General features: G+C 49.3%; 18 protein-coding genes. 4 read left to right on the plus strand and 14 right to left on the minus strand.

What is annotated here, in order from left to right:
• Positions 1-171 precede the first annotated feature (171 nt).
• Both thrC and ACTHSA_RS06785 read right to left on the minus strand, forming a co-directional pair.
• Entirely contained in the window at positions 172-1,581 is a 1,410-nt protein-coding gene (gene thrC / locus ACTHSA_RS06780; RefSeq protein ID WP_004519976.1) for a threonine synthase, read from the minus strand.
• An 86-nt stretch (positions 1,582-1,667) separates the two neighbouring features.
• Positions 1,668-2,042: a hypothetical protein gene (locus tag ACTHSA_RS06785; RefSeq protein WP_004519975.1), complete on the minus strand. Its 375-nt coding sequence runs from the start codon at positions 2,040-2,042 to the stop codon at positions 1,668-1,670.
• 151 nt (positions 2,043-2,193) lie between these two features.
• On the opposite strand from ACTHSA_RS06785, the gene ACTHSA_RS06790 reads away from it, so the two are divergent.
• From ACTHSA_RS06790 to ACTHSA_RS06805, 4 genes are all read left to right on the plus strand, one after another.
• Positions 2,194-3,501 carry a replication-associated recombination protein A gene (locus tag ACTHSA_RS06790; protein WP_049336804.1) on the plus strand — a complete coding sequence of 436 codons (1,308 nt, stop codon included), beginning with the start codon at positions 2,194-2,196 and terminating at the stop codon, positions 3,499-3,501.
• A 103-nt stretch (positions 3,502-3,604) separates the two neighbouring features.
• Positions 3,605-4,906, plus strand: a complete 1,302-nt coding sequence (locus tag ACTHSA_RS06795; protein ID WP_049336803.1) for a hemolysin family protein — start codon at positions 3,605-3,607, stop codon at positions 4,904-4,906.
• Positions 4,907-4,965: 59 nt separating this feature from the next.
• Entirely contained in the window at positions 4,966-5,769 is an 804-nt protein-coding gene (locus ACTHSA_RS06800) for an RNA ligase family protein (RefSeq protein ID WP_004519970.1), read from the plus strand.
• Between the two features lie 32 nt (positions 5,770-5,801).
• Positions 5,802-6,935: an AAA family ATPase gene (locus tag ACTHSA_RS06805; RefSeq protein WP_004519969.1), complete on the plus strand. Its 1,134-nt coding sequence runs from the start codon at positions 5,802-5,804 to the stop codon at positions 6,933-6,935.
• A 98-nt stretch (positions 6,936-7,033) separates the two neighbouring features.
• On the opposite strand, the gene ACTHSA_RS06810 is transcribed toward ACTHSA_RS06805, so the two are convergent.
• The 12 genes from ACTHSA_RS06810 to ACTHSA_RS06865 form a co-directional block, all read right to left on the minus strand.
• On the minus strand, positions 7,034-7,339 hold the full coding sequence (locus ACTHSA_RS06810) for a hypothetical protein (protein ID WP_003746349.1): 306 nt from the start codon (positions 7,337-7,339) through the stop codon (positions 7,034-7,036).
• A 26-nt stretch (positions 7,340-7,365) separates the two neighbouring features.
• Positions 7,366-8,256 carry an NAD(+) kinase gene (locus ACTHSA_RS06815; protein WP_036491160.1) on the minus strand — a complete coding sequence of 297 codons (891 nt, stop codon included), beginning with the start codon at positions 8,254-8,256 and terminating at the stop codon, positions 7,366-7,368.
• A 27-nt stretch (positions 8,257-8,283) separates the two neighbouring features.
• Positions 8,284-8,856, minus strand: coding sequence for a ubiquinone biosynthesis accessory factor UbiJ (locus ACTHSA_RS06820; RefSeq protein WP_004519967.1), 573 nt, complete (start codon positions 8,854-8,856; stop codon positions 8,284-8,286).
• A gap of 50 nt (positions 8,857-8,906) precedes the next feature.
• Positions 8,907-9,680: an SDR family NAD(P)-dependent oxidoreductase gene (locus ACTHSA_RS06825; RefSeq protein ID WP_440367657.1), complete on the minus strand. Its 774-nt coding sequence runs from the start codon at positions 9,678-9,680 to the stop codon at positions 8,907-8,909.
• A gap of 89 nt (positions 9,681-9,769) precedes the next feature.
• Positions 9,770-10,411 carry a TetR/AcrR family transcriptional regulator gene (locus ACTHSA_RS06830; RefSeq protein WP_004519965.1) on the minus strand — a complete coding sequence of 214 codons (642 nt, stop codon included), beginning with the start codon at positions 10,409-10,411 and terminating at the stop codon, positions 9,770-9,772.
• 18 nt (positions 10,412-10,429) lie between these two features.
• Positions 10,430-11,470 (minus strand): UDP-N-acetylmuramate dehydrogenase, encoded by a 1,041-nt coding sequence (gene murB / locus ACTHSA_RS06835; protein ID WP_004519964.1) that lies wholly within the window; start codon positions 11,468-11,470, stop codon positions 10,430-10,432.
• Positions 11,471-11,516: 46 nt separating this feature from the next.
• Complete coding sequence (locus ACTHSA_RS06840; protein ID WP_004519963.1) at positions 11,517-12,290, minus strand: LEM-3-like GIY-YIG domain-containing protein; 774 nt, start codon at positions 12,288-12,290, stop codon at positions 11,517-11,519.
• Positions 12,291-12,353: 63 nt separating this feature from the next.
• Entirely contained in the window at positions 12,354-13,733 is a 1,380-nt protein-coding gene (locus tag ACTHSA_RS06845; protein ID WP_049336801.1) for an MATE family efflux transporter, read from the minus strand.
• Positions 13,734-13,836: 103 nt separating this feature from the next.
• On the minus strand, positions 13,837-14,274 hold the full coding sequence (locus ACTHSA_RS06850) for an acyl-CoA thioesterase (protein ID WP_070625666.1): 438 nt from the start codon (positions 14,272-14,274) through the stop codon (positions 13,837-13,839).
• Positions 14,275-14,300: 26 nt separating this feature from the next.
• Positions 14,301-15,230 carry an LpxL/LpxP family acyltransferase gene (locus tag ACTHSA_RS06855; RefSeq protein WP_070625664.1) on the minus strand — a complete coding sequence of 310 codons (930 nt, stop codon included), beginning with the start codon at positions 15,228-15,230 and terminating at the stop codon, positions 14,301-14,303.
• 4 nt (positions 15,231-15,234) lie between these two features.
• Entirely contained in the window at positions 15,235-15,960 is a 726-nt protein-coding gene (locus tag ACTHSA_RS06860; RefSeq protein ID WP_039862192.1) for a glycosyltransferase family 2 protein, read from the minus strand.
• 146 nt (positions 15,961-16,106) lie between these two features.
• Positions 16,107-17,873 carry an ABC transporter ATP-binding protein/permease gene (locus ACTHSA_RS06865; protein WP_440367730.1) on the minus strand — a complete coding sequence of 589 codons (1,767 nt, stop codon included), beginning with the start codon at positions 17,871-17,873 and terminating at the stop codon, positions 16,107-16,109.
• Positions 17,874-18,008: the final 135 nt, after the last annotated feature.

Raw genomic sequence — 18,008 nt, forward strand, 5'->3', positions numbered from 1 at the left:
TGTTTGCAATTGAAAGTCAAAAGGAGTTGGTATTGTTTTAACACCTTGATTTTATATTAGGAACGACTGCGGCGTGGTGGGTTTGGCAATAATGTTACCCACTTCTCAAATATCGGTTGCGGCCGTCTGAAACTTTTTCAGACGGCCTGTGCAGTCGTCAAGGACGGCCGGTTAAGCCAGGGCTTCCTTAATGATGTCTTTCACTGCTGTTGCATTATTAGGGACAACACGGACACGTTGCGGCAGGTTTTCCAAGCCTTCCAATGCGGCCGGACGAGGGATGGAAACTTCGCCGACAGCCTCATGGATGGTGGCTTCAAATTTGGCGGCCAGTGCGGTTTCGAGGCAGACGATGGTTTCGCCGGCTTCGCGGACTTCACGCGCTACTTTGACACCATCAGCTGTATGCGGATCAATCAATTCACGGTCTTGCTCGTAAACCTGTTTGATGGTGGCAAGGCGGTTGGCATGGGTCGATTTGCCGGAAACAAAGCCATATTGTTGATGTACTTTGTTTAAGACAAATTCCAAATTGAAACCTTTGCCGGAACCTACTTCCGCCCATAAGGTTTTGATTTCGTCTGCATCGCGGTCCATCAGGTCAAACACAAAACGCTCGAAGTTGGAGGCTTTGGAAATATCCATAGACGGGCTGGAAGTAACGTGGGTGTGTTCGCTGTTGCGCGGGCGGTATGCACCGGTTTTGAAAAATTCGTCCAATACGTCGTTTTCGTTAGTGGCGACAATCAAGCGGTGGATGGGTAGGCCCATTTGACGGGCGATATGACCGGCGCAGACATTACCGAAGTTGCCGCTTGGTACGCAGAAGCTGACTTTTTCGTCATTGCTCGAAGTGGCGTTGAAATAACCGGCAAAGTAGTACACGACTTGGGCGACAATGCGGCCCCAGTTGATGGAGTTGACTGTGCCGATGTGGTATTTGGCTTTGAATTCGGCATCGTTTTGTACGGCTTTGACGATGTCTTGGCAGTCGTCAAACATACCTTCAACGGCGATATTGTGGATGTTGGCATCTTGCAAGCTGAACATTTGCGCGCGTTGGAATGCGCTCATTTTGCCTTCCGGAGACAGCATGAAGACATTGATGCCTTTTTTACCGCGCAGGGCATATTCGGCGGCAGAGCCGGTGTCGCCACTGGTGGCGCCTAAGATATTGAGTTCTTTGCCTTCTTTGTTCAATACATATTCAAACGCATTGCCCAAGAATTGCATGGCCATGTCTTTGAATGCCAAAGTCGGGCCGTTGGAGAGGGCTTGGATTTTGATGCCGTCTGAAAGTGTGCGCACCGGAGTGATGGCTTTGGTACCGAATACTTCTTCGGTGTAGGTACGGTTGATGATGTCGCGTAAATCATCAGCAGGGATGTCGGTAGCAAACAGGCTCATAACTTCAAACGCCAGCTCAGGATAGCTGAGTGTGCGCCATTGGTCTAAAGTAGCACGGTCGATTTGAGGGTATTGCTCAGGCAGCATCAAACCGCCGTCAGGAGCCAAACCCATCAATAAAACTTCGCTGAATTGCTTGCGTGCGGTCGCACCGCGGGTGCTGATGTATTTCATGGTTTCTTCTCTATGTATTTAAAATTCAAATAGAAAGTCAAAACGAATTCAGACGGCCTCGATATTAAAAAAGGCCGTCTGAACGATTATTTGTAGAGTCGTTTGAAGCAGGCGGTAACCGTTTTCGCAGTAACGGACGCAATGGCCTGATCGCGGGTTGCCGGGCTCAAGACTTGCATCATTTCGGTTGCAGTCAATTGGTTTGGTGCTTCTTCGCTGGCGCAGCCGCAGATTTTATTTTCCCATTCGGCTTGTTTTTCCGCACTCATGGCCAAAGCAATGACACGCCATTCGTTACGTTTGTTCAATTCGGTACGGCATTGGCTGTCTACCGCCATTTTCACTACGCTGCTGCCGATACCTGTACCGCTGCCCAAGCCGCCGAAAGATTCGCCGCCGGTAGCGCATGCACCCAATAAGAAAGCTGATGTAACAGCTGCCAAAAGAGTTTTTGAAGTCATGATGTTTCCTGTTAGCAAGGCCGTCTGAAACGCCCGAAGAGTTCTCAAAATAGCATGTATTATACCGTAATGCGGCCCGATATGTGAGTTTGCGAAACTGCCGTATAATGCTAGCGAGTTTTCTTTTTAATCAATCAGCACGAAAGCCGCTATGTCCGACCTTTTCGCCCGCCAACCCGAAGCCCCTTTAGCCGAACGCTTGCGCCCGCATTCTTTAGATGATGTCATCGGGCAGCAGCACTTAATCGGCGAAGGTAAACCTTTGCGCGTGGCGGTGGAAGGCGGGAAGCCGCATTCTATGTTGCTATGGGGGCCGCCGGGTGTAGGCAAAACCACGCTGGCACGGATTTTGGCGCAGAGTTTCAATGCCCAGTTTCTGCCGGTTTCCGCCGTATTTTCCGGCGTGAAAGACATACGCGAGGCAATCGAGAAAGCTGAAATTGCCTTGCAGCAAGGGCGCGCGACAATTTTGTTTGTTGACGAGGTACACCGCTTCAACAAAGCGCAGCAGGACGCATTTTTGCCTTATGTCGAAAGCGGCTTATTAACCTTTATCGGCGCCACCACGGAAAATCCGTCATTTGAAGTCAATCCGGCTTTACTTAGCAGGGCGCAGGTGTATGTCTTGCAATCCTTGTCTTCAGACGACCTGAAGAAGCTGATTACCAAAGTATTGGCTTTGCCTGAATACCAAGATTTCACGATTGAAGCAGATGCGCAAGAATTGCTTGTGAATACCGCCGATGGCGATGCGCGCAGATTGTTGAACTTGATCGAGCAGCTTTTACGCGCTGCTAATACACGTCGTCTGAAAACCCTGACCGCCGAATTTCTTGCCGACAGTTTGGGTGCGCAAATCCGTCGTTTTGATAAGGGTGGCGAGAGTTTCTACAATCAGATTTCCGCGCTGCACAAATCCGTGCGCGGTTCGCATCCTAACGCGGCCTTGTATTGGTTCTGCCGTATGCTCGACGGCGGTACCGACCCGCGCTATCTTGCCCGCCGCATTGTCCGCATGGCATGGGAAGACATCGGCTTGGCCGATCCGCGTGCCTTAACGATTGCCAATGATGCCGCCGCTACTTATGAGCGCTTAGGCTCGCCCGAAGGGGAGCTCGCACTGGCGCAAGCCGTGTTGTATCTCGCCGCCGCCGCGAAATCCAACGCGGGCTACAAGGCATACAACCAAATGCGCCGTTTCGTCAAAGAAAATGCCAGCGACGAAGTGCCTGTCCATCTGCGCAATGCGCCGACCAAACTGATGAAAGAATTGGGTTATGGACGCGAATACCGCTATGCCCATGACGAACCTAATGCCTACGCCGCTGGCGAAAGCTATATGCCCGACGGCTTGGATGAACCCGATTTCTATCAACCTGTCCCTCGTGGATTGGAAATCAAAATTGGCGAAAAGCTGAAATGGTTGAAATCCTTGGATGAAGATGCACTGGATGATTAAAACAATAAATGTACATAATACAAATCTAAGATCAAATTGAATTTTTCAGACGGCCTTTGCTGTTTGAATATTTTTAACCTATACCATACACACACACTTTTTCATGAATATTTTTGAAGCCTTACTATTATTGTGCCTGCTGATTGTCATTAGCGCGTTTGTATCCTGTTCCGAACTTGCGCTGGCTTCGGCACGCAAAATCAAATTGCAGGTCATGGCGAAAGACGGCGGCGATACGCGTGCGCTTGACGTAATCAATATGCAGCAGCAGCCGGGCAGTTTTATTACCGTTGTCCAAATCGGTTTGAACGCCGTCGCCATTCTTGCCGGTATTGTCGGCGAGGCAGCAATACGTCCGTATTTTGGCAAACTATTGGAGAACGCAGGTAGTTGGGGCAGCACAGTTGCCTCTTTGCTGACATTCTCGCTGGTTACAGGCAGCTTTATTTTAATTGCCGACCTGATGCCCAAGCGTATGGCAATGACCCATCCCGAAGCGGTGGCGGTACGCATTGTGCGTCCGATGATGTTTTTGATTTTTATCTTAAAGCCGTTTATTTTGATTTTTGACGGATTGGCAAACGCAATATTCAAGCTCTTCAAAATTTCCACCGTCCGTCAGGAACAACTGACTTCGGAAGACATTTACGCCGTCGTCGATGCCGGTGCGCAGGCTGGTGTGTTGAAAGAACAAGAACACTATCTGATTGAAAACATTTTCGATATGCAAGAGCGCAAGGTAACTTCCACCATGAGCACGCGCGAATACATTGTCTATTTTGATAAAAACGACAACAGCGATACCGTGTTGGAAATGATGTCGGACAAACCGCACAACAAATTCCTTGTGTGCGACGGCGATTTGGAACGCGTTATCGGCTATATCGAATCGCATACGTTGCTGACCTTATTTTTAAGAGAAAAAGATGTCCGGCTGACCGACAAGCGCGTGTTGCGTAAAGCCTTGTTTATCCCCGATACGCTGTCGCTTTACGATGTCTTGGAAACCTTCAAGACTTCTGGCGAAGACTTTGCCGTCGTAGTGAACGAATACGCGCTGGTGGTTGGCGTGGTAACGCTGAAAGATGTGATGAGCATTGTGATGGGCGAGCTGGTCAATACCGAAGAAGAGCCGCAAATCATCCGCCGTACCGAAGACACATGGTTGGTGGACGGCGCGACCCCGCTCGCCGATGTCATGCGTGCGTTGGATATCGAAGAGTTTCCCGATTCGGAAAACTACGAAACCATCGCCGGCTTTATGATGTATTCCCTGCGCAAAATCCCGAAACGTACAGATTTTCTGGTTTATGCCGGTTATAAGTTTGAAATTATCGATACTGAAAATTTGAAAATCGACCAGCTTTTGGTTTCCAAACAAGGAAATATGGTGGGAAAAATGTAACGGGTTGCTGGGAACACTTGAAAAGAAAATTAAAAAATGAATAAAAAGGAAAAAATATTATGACGACAACTGAACCTCAAAAATACGCCCGCAGCCTGCACGCGCCCATCAGCCTCGGCACGACTTCAGACGACCGCTTTATGCCGCGCGGCTTTCTTTCATATTTTGCCTCGCTGCCGAAATTGGTTTTAACCGAAAAATTAGATGGGCAAAACAACTGCTTTGCCGCGCACGGCCTCTATGCCCGTAGTCATGCTGCACCTACCCAGCATCCGTGGGATAAACCTTTGCTGCAACGATGGCAGCAAATCAAAGATGATTTGGGCGATCTCGAACTTTTTGGCGAGAATATGTACGGCATTCATTCGATTGCCTATTCTCAACTGGAAAGCTATTTTTATCTATTCGCCGTCCGCCGTGGCGGACATTGGCTTTCATGGGAAGAGGTTAAATTTTATGCGCAGCTGTTTGATTTTCCGACTGTGCCAGAAATCCCAATTGTCCAGCCGCTTGCAGATTCCACTCAAAAATACGCCAATGAAGATATTGCTTTAGCGCAATGGCTTGCCGCTAATTTGGGAGAGCCGTGGACAGACAGCGTACAAACTGCCGGTAAGCTTGGCGGCTACGATCCGAAAACAGGAGCGGCATGCAGTGAAGGTTTCGTTATCCGGAACGCCGCTGATTTTGCCACCAACAACGGCAACCTGCCTGTTCAATTCAATGAATTTGATAATCTTTTCAAATTGGTGCGAGCCAAACACGTTAAAACCGACGTTCATTGGACGAAAACTTGGAAGCCTGCCCGTCTTATCGATTACGACAAATACCATTGGCAAAGCTGGCAGTTTCAGACGGCCTGAAGTCCAATTATCCAATAATAAGAAAGACAATTATGTGGACATTCCCAGATTACATACCCGGTCAACTTCCTGATTGGCAAGCCTTAGAACGTCGTTTCAGCTGGTTTGCCGATATGAAGGATGTTCTGCAAGACCCTGAGTGGCATGCTGAAGGCGATGTATTTACGCATACCAAAATGGTGTGCGAAGCCCTTTTACAACTGCCCGAGTTTCAAGCGCTTGATGAACAGGAGCAACATATTCTGTTTGCTGCCGCCATACTGCATGATGTGGAAAAACGCAGTACGACCAAGCGTGAAATAGAAAACGGTAAAGAGCGTATCGTTTCGCCGCATCACGCAAAAAAAGGCGAGCATACTGCCCGTACTTTACTGTATACCGAATTTGCCGCTCCATTTGCCGTAAGAGAAGCAATCGCCAAACTTGTGCGCTTGCACGGATTGCCTTTATGGGCAATTAACAAGCCTAATCCTGATCGAGCTGTCATAGCGGCCAGTTTGCAGGTTAACACTGCACATCTTGCCATGCTGGCTAAAGCCGATGTCCTGGGTCGTATATGTTGCGACCAACAGGATATTTTGCTGCGCGTTGATTTGTTTCGTGAACTCTGTGAAGAAAATGCTTGTTGGGGTAAGGCACGTACGTTCGCCAGCGATTACGGACGCTATCTCTATCTTAACGGCCGTAGCGAAATGCCGGATTATCAGCCATTTGATGATCAGACCTTTGAGGTGTACGCCATGTGCGCCATAGCAGGTAGCGGCAAAGACAGCTACATCAGGCAACATCTTGCCCATTTACCTATGCTGTCGCTCGATGAGATTCGCCGTGAGCGTAAACTCAATCCCGCAGATTCCAAACATACCGCCGAAGCAGTGCGTTTGGGTAAAGAGCAGGCAAAAGAATACCTGCGAGCCCGTACGTCATTTGTCTTCAATGCGACCAATCTCAACCGCGACTTGCGCAGTAAATGGCTGCCGATGTTTGCCGATTACGGCGCACGTGTGCATCTCATTTATTTGGAAGTGCCTTACACGCAATTACTATCGCAAAACCGTAACCGCGAACATTCTGTTCCGAATGATGTGTTGCACCGCATGATAGAAAAGCTGGAAATCCCTGATTACAGTGAAGCGCATACGGTAGATTTTGTGGTCTCTTCTTAAAAAGTAAAGGGTTTTTGTAAGTAGGCCGTCTGAAACAATCTAATGTTTCAGACGGCCTTTTTATGAAATTAAAATTACTAGAGCTAAGGGGAAGGTCTTTATTCGCAATTTAAGCCTTTTGTTTTTTCAGCGAATGTATCCATGGCAATTTGGCACATGCGTTCACGTTGGCCTACGTCGGCAGCAGGCAGGATTTGGCGCAGGTATTTTGTGTTGTCACGTTGGAACGATGCTTTATCGCCTGCTTTTTGGTAACACGCATCCGCACGGGTAAAGTATTGCTGGCAGATTTTCGGCAATTCTTCAAAGGACAAGGGTTTGCTTTTGTGCATGCCGTGTGCGGAGACGGAGAGGGAGGAAAGGGCGCACAGCGCGATGATTAAGGTTTGGGAAATGGTTTTCATGGTAAGCCTATTTATTGAAGTGGTGTTTAAATCAATTGTTCGCCCCAATGCAGCTTTTGGCGCAGGGTTTTGAAGTATTGGTAATCGGTGGGATGGAGGACGCGCAAGGGATTGTGATAGCGGCGAATGATGATGCGGTCGAAGTTTTGCACGTCGATATGGGATTGTCCGTCAAAATGTGCGCGTGCGTCGCCGCTTTTGGTAATGAGGATTTCGATTACGCTGGTGTCGGAGATGGCAATCGGGCGGTTGGTCATGGATTGCGGACAGATAGGCACAAGCGTGAAGGCGTGCAGACCGGCTTGCATGATGGGGCCGCCGGCGGCAAGTGCATAAGCGGTCGAACCTGTCGGCGTGGAAATAATCAGGCCGTCCGAACGTTGGGTATAGACAAATTCTTGATTGATAAATACTTCAAATTCAATCATTTGGCCTGCACCGCCACGAGACAGTACGGTGTCGTTGAGGGCTAGGGCGCGTTCGATGGTTTCGCCGTCACGAATGATACTGGCTTCAATGAGGATGCGCTCTTCGGGCAGATATTTGCCTTCCAGTACGGGGCGGATACCCTCAACCATGGTGTCGCGTGAGATTTGGGTGAGAAAGCCTAAGTGGCCTTGATTGATGCCGATGATAGGAACGGCGCGCGGAGCAACTTCGCGGGCAGCGGAGAGGAAGGTACCGTCGCCGCCGAGCACAATGACGAGGTCGCAATATTTGCCCAGTTGGGCTTTGTTTACGGTTTCGCAGTAGGCGGAATCTTGGATATAGACGCAGTGTTCTTCTACGCTCAATTCATCCAGATAGATGGTGAAGCCGTTTTCGCGCAGAAAAGAAACCAATGTGTGGACGGTATCTTGAATTTCGGGCGTATTGGGACGTGTAACGATACCGATGTTTTTAAATGGGCTTTTCATGATAGTAGGCCGTCTGAAATTAAGTGTCTAATCTATCCAGATATCGCGCTCGAGGCGATCGAGGCGTTCGTTTAGGCGGGCAACGTCGTCACGCAGTTTGTCCACTTCTTCCAACCATGCGGCAAGCGTGGCTTGGTCGATAACAGGGGATTCGGGTTCGCGTGAAAAGTCGCTGATTTGCTCGGCAATGCTTTTGCCGATTTTTTTCATGGTGCGGCCGATGTCGCCGGCGCGCGAGCTGATACTTTCTGCGGCCACATGACCGAATACACGCGCCAAATCTTCGCTCGGATAATAGCGCAGTCCACCCAAAATAGGAAGGACGGACATGCCCAAGACCAAGTCGCCTTCGAGGCTGATGTCGCCCACGCCGGGCTGGCCGCCTTGGAGGATTTTTTGGATGGCGCTGTTGTGGAATGTGATGTTGGTGTCGGCGGTTTCATTTGCGGTTTCAAGAAAACCTTGTTCGCTGATGCGTCCGGTCAGTCTGAAACCGGTCAGGCTGATGCAGATGATGCTGCCTGCAAATTCAGACAGCTCGCGCTGTTGCTCTGGATTTTGCTGTATCAGGTGGTTGATAAGGGGAAATAGGGCGGACATGGTTTACTCTAAATGCCGTCTGAAACGGATTAATGGGTTGAGTCGCAATTTTACAGGCTTAGCCCGTCTGCGCAAACGGTATTTACAATTTTGCCGTTGCTTTTGTCATCAACGATGAAATCAGGAGCCGGTAGCCCGAGTTTGGTCGCTTCGGCAGTATAAAATTCGGCCCGGCTTGGGTGGCGGGGTTCGACAATATTGCGGATACGCTTGCCGTCAGCTTGGCAGGCCGTTTGAAAAAGGACTTGGACGGCAAGATCCTTATGAAGAATATTGACGGGTTGATTGCCGCCTTGAATGCGTGTTTTCTGAACCAGCTTGGTAACGGGATGACGGTCGGCAGAGTAAAGCCCGCCCAGTCGCAGTATATCGATATGGGGGACGGCGCTTTCAAGCAGGGCTTGCTCGACTACGAGGATTTGACGGGCAGATTCGGTTTGCGGATCGGGCGGCGTGCTTTCATCGCATATGCGTGCTTGGTCGCCATACACGCTGGTGCTGCTGGTAAAGATGATGTGTTGTACCTTAGATTGCTCGGCAAGTTGAATCCATTTTTTTAAGGTATCGGCGTAATGGTTTAATGATGAAGGCGGAAGCAGGCAAAACCATGTCGGCTTGTTGATATGGTTTTGCCATAAGGTCGAACTGTGAAAAATATCGTTTTGGTTTAAATCGATAATGTCGAGTTCAATTGGCAGATTGATGTCGTCGGAGGTCAGGTTGCGTTTGACGGCGGCTACCTGACTGCCTTGCTCATAAAATTTTTGTGCCAGCGGCAGGCCGAGATAGCCTAAGCCGAGAATGGAAATATCGGGAAGGTGCATAAATAAAGCATCCGAAAATTAACAGGCCGTCTGAAAATAGCTTTAACTTGGTTAAAGCCACGTTTTCAGACGGCCTTTGTATGGAAAAATTAATGGTTGCTGCCGATTTTTTGGTCGAATTCGGCACGGTGTTCCGGCAGGAGGTAGGGGCGTAACAGGCTGAGTGTGCGGCTGATGCCCCGTACTTTGGAATCCTCGGTCAACTTGGCTCGACCGCGCAGGGAGCTGTCGAAGTCGAACCAGTATTTCGTCACCATCCACATATTGACGGCAAGGTCGTTCATGGCGGTTTGGTCTGCGCTGATGATGTTCAGACCGTTGAGCTGGGTCAGCAGGTTGACCAACAGCGGGGACACTTTGGCTTGGGTAAAGGTATTGTGCTCGCCCAATAATTCGGCACTGCGGGCAAGCAGGGTATTCACATCGCTGAAAAGGAAACGGTATTCCCACATCACATCATAAATACCGGCCATGTAGTTGATGGAGTCTTCCACATTAGACGGCAATACGGCTTCGTTAAGGTAGACAAGCAGGGCTTCGCTGTAACGCTTGAACAATTGGACAATAATTTCGTCTTTGTTGCGGAAATGGTAGTAGAGGTTGCCCGGGCTGATGCCTAAGTGGGCGGCAATATGGTTGGTGCTAATATTGCGCTCGCCTTCTTCGTTGAACAAGGCGAGGCTGGCATTGATGATTCGTGTGTAAGTGTTGACTTTAGCAATGCGCGGCATGGAATACACTCCTTTGTTTTATAGGCTGTATGAAGTCGGCAGCCAGTTGGGTTCTGCGTGTAATTCTACCTGAAATTGAGTAAATACTGTATTACAAACATATTGTGCCAGCTGGTGGACATCTTGAGCGGACGCATTGTTTTTATTCACCAAAACCAAAGCCTGTCTGTCATGCACAGCCGCCCCGCCGATCTGATGGCCTTTCAGACGGCATTGGTCAATCAGCCAGCCGGCCGCGAGTTTGACCGAACCGTCAGGCTGCGGATAGCGTGGCATATTGGGGTATTGTTGCAACAAATCGGCAGCTTTTTCAGCGCTGACAACAGGGTTTTTAAAGAAACTTCCGACATTACCAAGCACGTTAGGATTAGGCAGTTTACTGTTGCGGATTGCACACACTGCATCGGAAACATCTTTAGCCGTTGCCTCGCGGTCTTGGCTTAGTTCGGCAACCGCTGCCGCCAAATCGCCATAGCCCAAGTTCGGCACAAAATGCTCTTTTAACGCGAATACAACCGAAACAATCACATAACGGCCTTTGCCTTCCTGTTTGAATAGGCTTTCACGATAGGCAAAGTCACAGTCGGCATTGGAAAGCTCGACAAAGGTTTCCGTATCCAAATCAAAGCAGCGTACGCTATGGATAACATCTTTCGCTTCAACACCATATGCACCGATATTTTGTACCGGAGACGCGCCGACCGTGCCCGGAATCAGACTGAGGTTTTCCAGCCCGCTTAAACCCAGCCCAACCGTGTGCAAAACAAAATCATGCCAAATTTCCCCAGCCTGAGCCTCGATATAAACCAGGCCGTCTGAACGCTCAATTTCGCGTATTCCCTTGTTTTCCATATGCACAACCAGACCGGCATAGTCCTCCATCAAAAGGATATTGCTGCCGCCGCCGAGCCATAAAACAGTATTTCGGTTGAACTCGGGCAGCCGGACGATGTCGCGCAACTCGTCGGCGTGTTTGAGTGCGATAAAGGCTTGGGCTTGGGCGCGAAGGCCGAAAGTGTTGTAGGGGGTGAGGTCGGTTTGGTATTGGATGGGTTGCATGATGATTTGTGATTTTGTGGATTCAGGTCGTCTGAAAACTTACTATTTAACAATTACGATAGGTAATGGGGTTTTGGGGCGCTTTATAGTTTTCTTGGGAAGAATAGGTCAGCTTGTCCACGATTTCTTGATAAATATTGGACTCTTTTGGTAACGGCTTGCCTTCAAACATCCAACGACCTTGAATAATATCGTCGGCAGAAATCCATCTTTCAATTTCATATACTGCCAATGTCCAGCCGCGATAGACTGCAACTGCATATTTTGCTTTTTCACGCCTACTTCCGATTTTCCAATATTTCCGTGTGCGCTCATAAATTTCCTTATGCCTATCGGCTTCAGGAATATTCCCTGATCTGATGTCTTTTTTCAGTTTCTCGTATTCGTTATTAATCGTAATTAAAACAATAGGTTTATCAGTTTTCAATTCTTGCGCATCATATTTTCGTTTTAATTCGGACAAGCTCATCAATCCTACTTCAGAAGAATGCGTGCCGCCTTGAATATTAGTCAGCGGCTGCTGGCTCGGCTTGACTAGGGAGAGTAGGTCTATTGCCATTGCTTCATATTCAAAAGCCTGTTTGTCTGTTTGGATGTTGTGCCGCAGAATGTAATACACGGGCTGGTTTCCGCTTTTATGTATTTCCCTAATCAAAGCAATTTTATCACTTGGCGTTTCTGTTTCTTGTAATGAACCTAGGGCATGATGGAAAACGCGATTGCCCACGCCTTTACCTACATAGAAAATATTGCCATCTCTAGGGTCAATCAAGCAATAAATATAGTAAGCAAGTTTTTCTATAATGGAAGTTGAAAACATTTTTTTCCTTAAGAGTGAATAAGCCGTAAATGAAATATCAATGGAGGTCGTCTGAAAGAAATTTCAGACGGCCTTATGTGATTTGACCATCTCTTTACTGCAAAGCTCCAAGCACCATACCAATGCAATGGCGGCAATCGTCAGCGAAACGGTCAGCGCGGTCCAGAAGCCGTAAATGCCCATATCGGCATGATAGGCAAGCAGGTAGCCGGGCAACAGGCCGCAGCCCCAGAAAGCCACGGCATGGATGAACATCGGCATTTTGGTCACTTTATAGCCGCGCAGCGCATATGAAGCGATACATTGGGTGGCATCTGCCAGTTGGAATAGGGAAGCGAAAAATAAAACGGTTGCGGCAATGCCTAATACTGCCGCATCGTTGGTGTACATACCTGCCAACTGAAAGCGAAAGACAACCAAGAGCAGCGCGGTGCAGGTGGCAAGTAGCCAGCCCAACACCAGCGAAACGCCTGAAATATAACGCGCCCGCAAAAAATCGCGCCGCCCGAGCGAAAAGCCAACGCGTACCGTGCTTGCCGAGCCGACACTTTGCGGAACCATATACAAAATACCCGACAGGCTGATGACGACTTGTTGCGCGGCGACATAATCTTCGCCGAATGGCGCCACCAAAAAGACGATAAACGAAAACGCGCTGGCTTCTAGAAAATAAGACAAGCCGATGGGTGCGCCGATTTTCCAAATCTGTTTAAAGGCCGCCAAATCGGGTTTGCCGATTTTTGCCGTCAAGCCAAACGGACGGAAGAATTTTTCTTTGGTGATATAAAGCCACAAAGCCAATGCGCTGAACCAAAATACCGCTGCCGTTGCCACGCCGCAACCTGCGCCGCCCAAAGCAGGCATACCGAATTTGCCGTAAACGAACACATAGTTCAGCGGTACATTCAACGCAAATGCCGCGAAGCTGACCAACATAATTACGCGCGGACGGTTCAAGCTTGAGGCATAGGCGTGCAGAGCGCGGTGTATCATGGCGGCCGGCATAGCCAAGCTGGTAAAGAACATATATTGCGCCATCGTGTCTTCGACATAATTGTTCAATGTCAGCCAATGACGGAAAGGCGTAATCATCGCCCACATCAACAACATGCCGAATACGCCCAAACACAAGCCAAACCAAATGCCTTGCATTCCTGTTTTGCCGACTTCTTCGGTTTTACCTGCGCCGTACAACTGGGCAATCATCGGGTTCAACGCCGCCATCACGCCCATAAAGGTAATGTAAATCGTGGAAAATGCGCTGCTGCCCAAAGCCACCGCGGCCAAATCTTCCTTACCTGCGCCACCAGCCATTACCGTATCGACAAAACCAATACCCACTTGCGCCACTTGCGCCAACAGCATAGGCAGGGCGAGGGCAGTAAGCAGGCGGGTTTCTTTTAAGAAAACAGGAAAGGCAAAGCGGTTGAGGTTCAGTAGCATAATGTGTGCGATTTGAGGATAAAGGCCGTCTGAAAACAGAAACGTAAAATTATAAAGGGTAAAGTTGATAAGCAGGCAATATGTTGTTTAATCGCTAAATTTTTCAGACGGCCTTAAAAGTCGGATGTCTTTTTACTGCTTCCAACCAGCTGTCCGGCGTTTGAAACTGCATCAGGCCGTCTGAAAGCGATACTGCGGCTTGGGTAGTCGAAGCGCGGGTCAGTTTTTCGTTGGTTTCAGCATCGTAAATGGTGTAATCGATACGCAGGCAGCTTTCGATTTCAACGATATCCATATCAACGCGGATTTTTTGGCCGAAACGGGCAGGACGGATGTATTTGAGGTTCATCTGCACAATCGGCCAGCTGTACCCCTGTCGCCCCATTTCATTGTAGTCATAACCGATGGAAGACAAAAAAGCGCAACGTGCGGTTTCAAGGTATTTGACATAGTTGCCGTGCCACACGATGTGCATGGCATCTACGTCAAAAAAAGGAACTTCGGTTTTAAAGCTGTGTTGGCAGTAGATGTGTTTTTTCATGGTTTAAAAGAGTAAGTGTGATGGTTTCAGACGGCGTCTTCGCCCCAAAAATCATAAAAATTGAACCATTGTAGCGGATTTTGCGCACATTCTTGCGCCAGAATGTCGGCAAAACCCTGCATCGCGTCTTTGACGGCAGCCTCGCGGTTGCCGCGTTTCCAGCTGGAAGTATCGGTAAAGCGGCGCAGTTTCAAATGATAGCGGCCGTTTTGTTTGACGCAAAACAGCGTGTTTACCTGCGTTTTTAAAAGCGAAGCCAACAGCCATGCGCCTTGCGGCATAGGGGCAGTGTGGCCTAAGAAATTAATGTCGGCGGTTTTCTCGCCGCGTACAGGCACGCGATCGGCCGCGATGGCAATCCATTCGCCGTTTTCGATACGGTGGTTTAATTCCATCATCAGGGTGGTGTCCAAATCTGTCACCTGAATCAGACGGATATGATCTGCGCCGGCTTTTTGCAATGCCTCGTTAAATGCCTGCGCGTGTTTGCTGTGCACCAATACGTTGAGTCTGAAATTTTTATGGTGCGACACCAGCGCACGGCAAACTTCGGTATTGCCCAAGTGTGAGCAGGCAAAAATCTGGCCGCGTTCGTTGCGCTTGACTTGCGAATAGATGTCGTCCGGATCTTCAATTACCAAATCTTCATAACGGATTTTGCGTTGCCACACGGCAAAACGGTCGCAAACCGCTTCGCCAAATGCGACGAATTGTTTGAATACGCTATGTTTCGGCAGGACGGTATGGGGAAAGGCCGTCTGAAGACGGGTTTGATAGCGTAAGACATGACGGCGCGGTTTGGGCGCGGTTGCATAAAAATATAGCACCACAAACCAAATGCACGGCCTCATGAAAAAAGCCGGCAGATAGCGCACCATCAGTGTGGTCAGAGCGAGAAACAGGCGGCTGCCGCGTTCGGGCTGCGCCGCCCAATGGGTTTGTTTATTATTGGTCATGGTTTCAGACGGCCTTTCCGAAAACTTTACCCAATCGGTGTTTCAACATACCGAAAAACAGCCGTGTATGCATTTTGCTGATGCGGACATTGTCGGCAAAGGCATCGAAATGGGACACGCCGTCGGCGGCGTATTGGACGGGCGTTTTAATCCAAACCGGTTTGACGTTGCGCCAGTAGAGGCGAATAAGGATTTCCGTATCGAAGTCCATGCGGTCGCCTACGGTTTCTTCGCGGACAACGGACAGTGCGGGTGCAAGCGGATAGAGGCGGAAGCCGCACATGCCGTCTTTGATGTCGCATGACCAAGTGTGCAGCATATTCCAAAAGTCGGTAATTTTGCGTCCGTAAAGCCGTGCTTTAGGCGCGTCATCGCCGTATTGCGGCCAGCCGCAAACAACGGCTTCGGGATTTTGTTCTGCTGCGGCGAGGAGTTTGAGTGTGTCGTTCAAGCAGTGTTGGCCGTCTGCATCAACCTGTAAGACGTGGGTATAGCCATGTTCTTCGGCGTATTCCAAACCGGTTTTGACCGCTGCGCCTTTGCCGCCGTTGATGGGGCGGTAAAGGACATCAATGCCGTCTGAAACCAAAGCCTGCAATACAGGTTTGCATTCTTCGCGTGAACCGTCGTCCACAATTAAAACGTTTAAACCAAAGCCACGCATGGTTTGGGCAACGTGGCTGATGGTGGTCGGATGGTTGTAATGTGGAATAAGGGCCAGGGTTTTCATAAATATTTTTTAGACGACGTTAACACAATGCAGAGTATAGCAAATAAACATGCTATGGCGTTTGAAAAGGCCGTCTGAAACGGCGAGGACAAAATCGTTTGATTTCGTTTCTCACTGTTTCAGACGGCCTTTGGTATGCCCTTAATTCAGCATTGTACATGACCGACATCGAGGCATAAATCATGGAACTCGTTGAGCGTGCTGCGGTGTCCGATGCTGATGATGATGCTGTCGGGCAGTTTTTGTTTTAAAGCACGGTAGAGCATGGCTTCGGTCGGCTCGTCCAAGGCGGCGGTGGCTTCGTCGAGCAGGATGACTTTAGGCTGCGAGAGCAGGGCGCGGACGAAGGCGACGCGTTGCAGTTCGCCGGGGGAGAGTTTGTGTTGCCAGTCGTCGGTTTTGTCCAATTTATCAACGAGATAACCTAGGCGGCAGATATTCATGGCTTCGGCTAACTCAGGATGCTGTTTGTCGATGTCGGGGTAACAAATCGCGTCGCGCAGGCTGCCTTGCGCCGTGTACGGGCGTTGCGGCAGGAAGAGGATGTCTTGATGCGGCGGATGGCTGACTTTACCGCTGCTGCCGAAAGGCCAAAGCCCTGCCAGCGTGCGCAGCAACGAAGTTTTGCCGCAACCGCTCGGGCCGCGTATCAGCAGGGAATTGCCGCTTTTGAGGTTAATATTGATACCGTCTAATAAAACTTCGCCGTTGTGACGGTATAGGGCAACGTTTTCTAAGATCAGGCCGTCTGAAACTTCGGTAAGGTCGGGTTGTCGTGCGGTGTGTTTTTCTTCCGTACTCAGCAAAAAGCCGTACAGACGCTCCAATCGGGCGCGGTATGCGGTGAATTTGTTGTAGAACATCCGGAAGAAAGACAGCGCGTTTTGCAGTCGTGCGAAGGCTTGGACGGTCTGCTGGATGTCGCCGATTTTGATTTGTCCGGCAAACAGGCGTGGAGCTTGCAAAATAATCGGGAAGAGTTTGATGCCGTTGGTGAACATATCGTTAAAGCCGCTCAGGCAGACGCTTTGCCGCGCAATGCGCCAACGGTTGCGGATAATGGCTTTAAAACGGTCGGAAAGCTGGTCGTGTTCGTGTTTTTCGCCGCTGTAAAACGCCACGCTTTCGGCGTGGTCGCGCACGCGGATGAGGGAATAACGGTAGTCGCCGTTGAGCTTTTCGTTTTCATAGTTGTAACGAATTAAAGGGTTGCCTATCCACATAGCGATAAAGGTCGCCAAAATCACGAACATATACACAAACCAAACGATGCCGTGCGGAATATCGAAGCCGAACACGGTCAGAATGCCCGCCAAGCCCCATAAAACAACGGCAAATTCCAGCGAGGTAACGACCGAGTTGACCATGCCGCGCACAAATTCTATGGTCGAGGCGATGAAATCCTGCGCATCTTGTTGGATACGCTGGTCGATATTGTCTGGCGCATGACGGCGCATTTGCAGGCGGTAGTAGTTTTTGTCGGCAAGCCAGCGTGAAGTCAAAACTTCATTGAGCCGCTCCGACCATTTAATCGCCAAACCTTGATCGAGAAAGTCGTTGACGACGTTGTTAAACGCCCGTATCAACACCACGCCTGCATTCATCGCTGCAAACATCCAAAACGCGGAGGCATTCAAATCTTGCATCGAGTCGTAAAGCCCTTTGGACATAAAGGTACTCAACACATTCAGCCGTACTTCGGTTAACAGCAGCGTAATCATCACCGTAATCAGCAGCAATACTTTAACTGCACTTTTCGGCGTCAGGCACAGGCGCAGGATATAGCTGAACTCGCGCCCGAAGCGCGTGTTGCGTGCAAAAAACAGAATCACCGCCGAAGCTGCGGCGACCATCAACAAGGTCTGCACCAGCCAAGACGGTGAGGAATAAAGCTCGGTTTGCCATTTTTGCATGGATGTATTCTCTGAAAGGGTCGTAAAGGCCGTCTGAAAGGACGGCAAATTTATTTGACTATGGTAACTGTAATAATAGTTTTCTGAACTGTTGTATTTTTTGTGTTTACAAACGGTTCTTATTTGTTTTTATGG

Source organism: Neisseria sp. P0008.S002 (assembly GCF_051962805.1).
Taxonomy (GTDB): Bacteria; Pseudomonadota; Gammaproteobacteria; order Burkholderiales; family Neisseriaceae; genus Neisseria; species Neisseria perflava.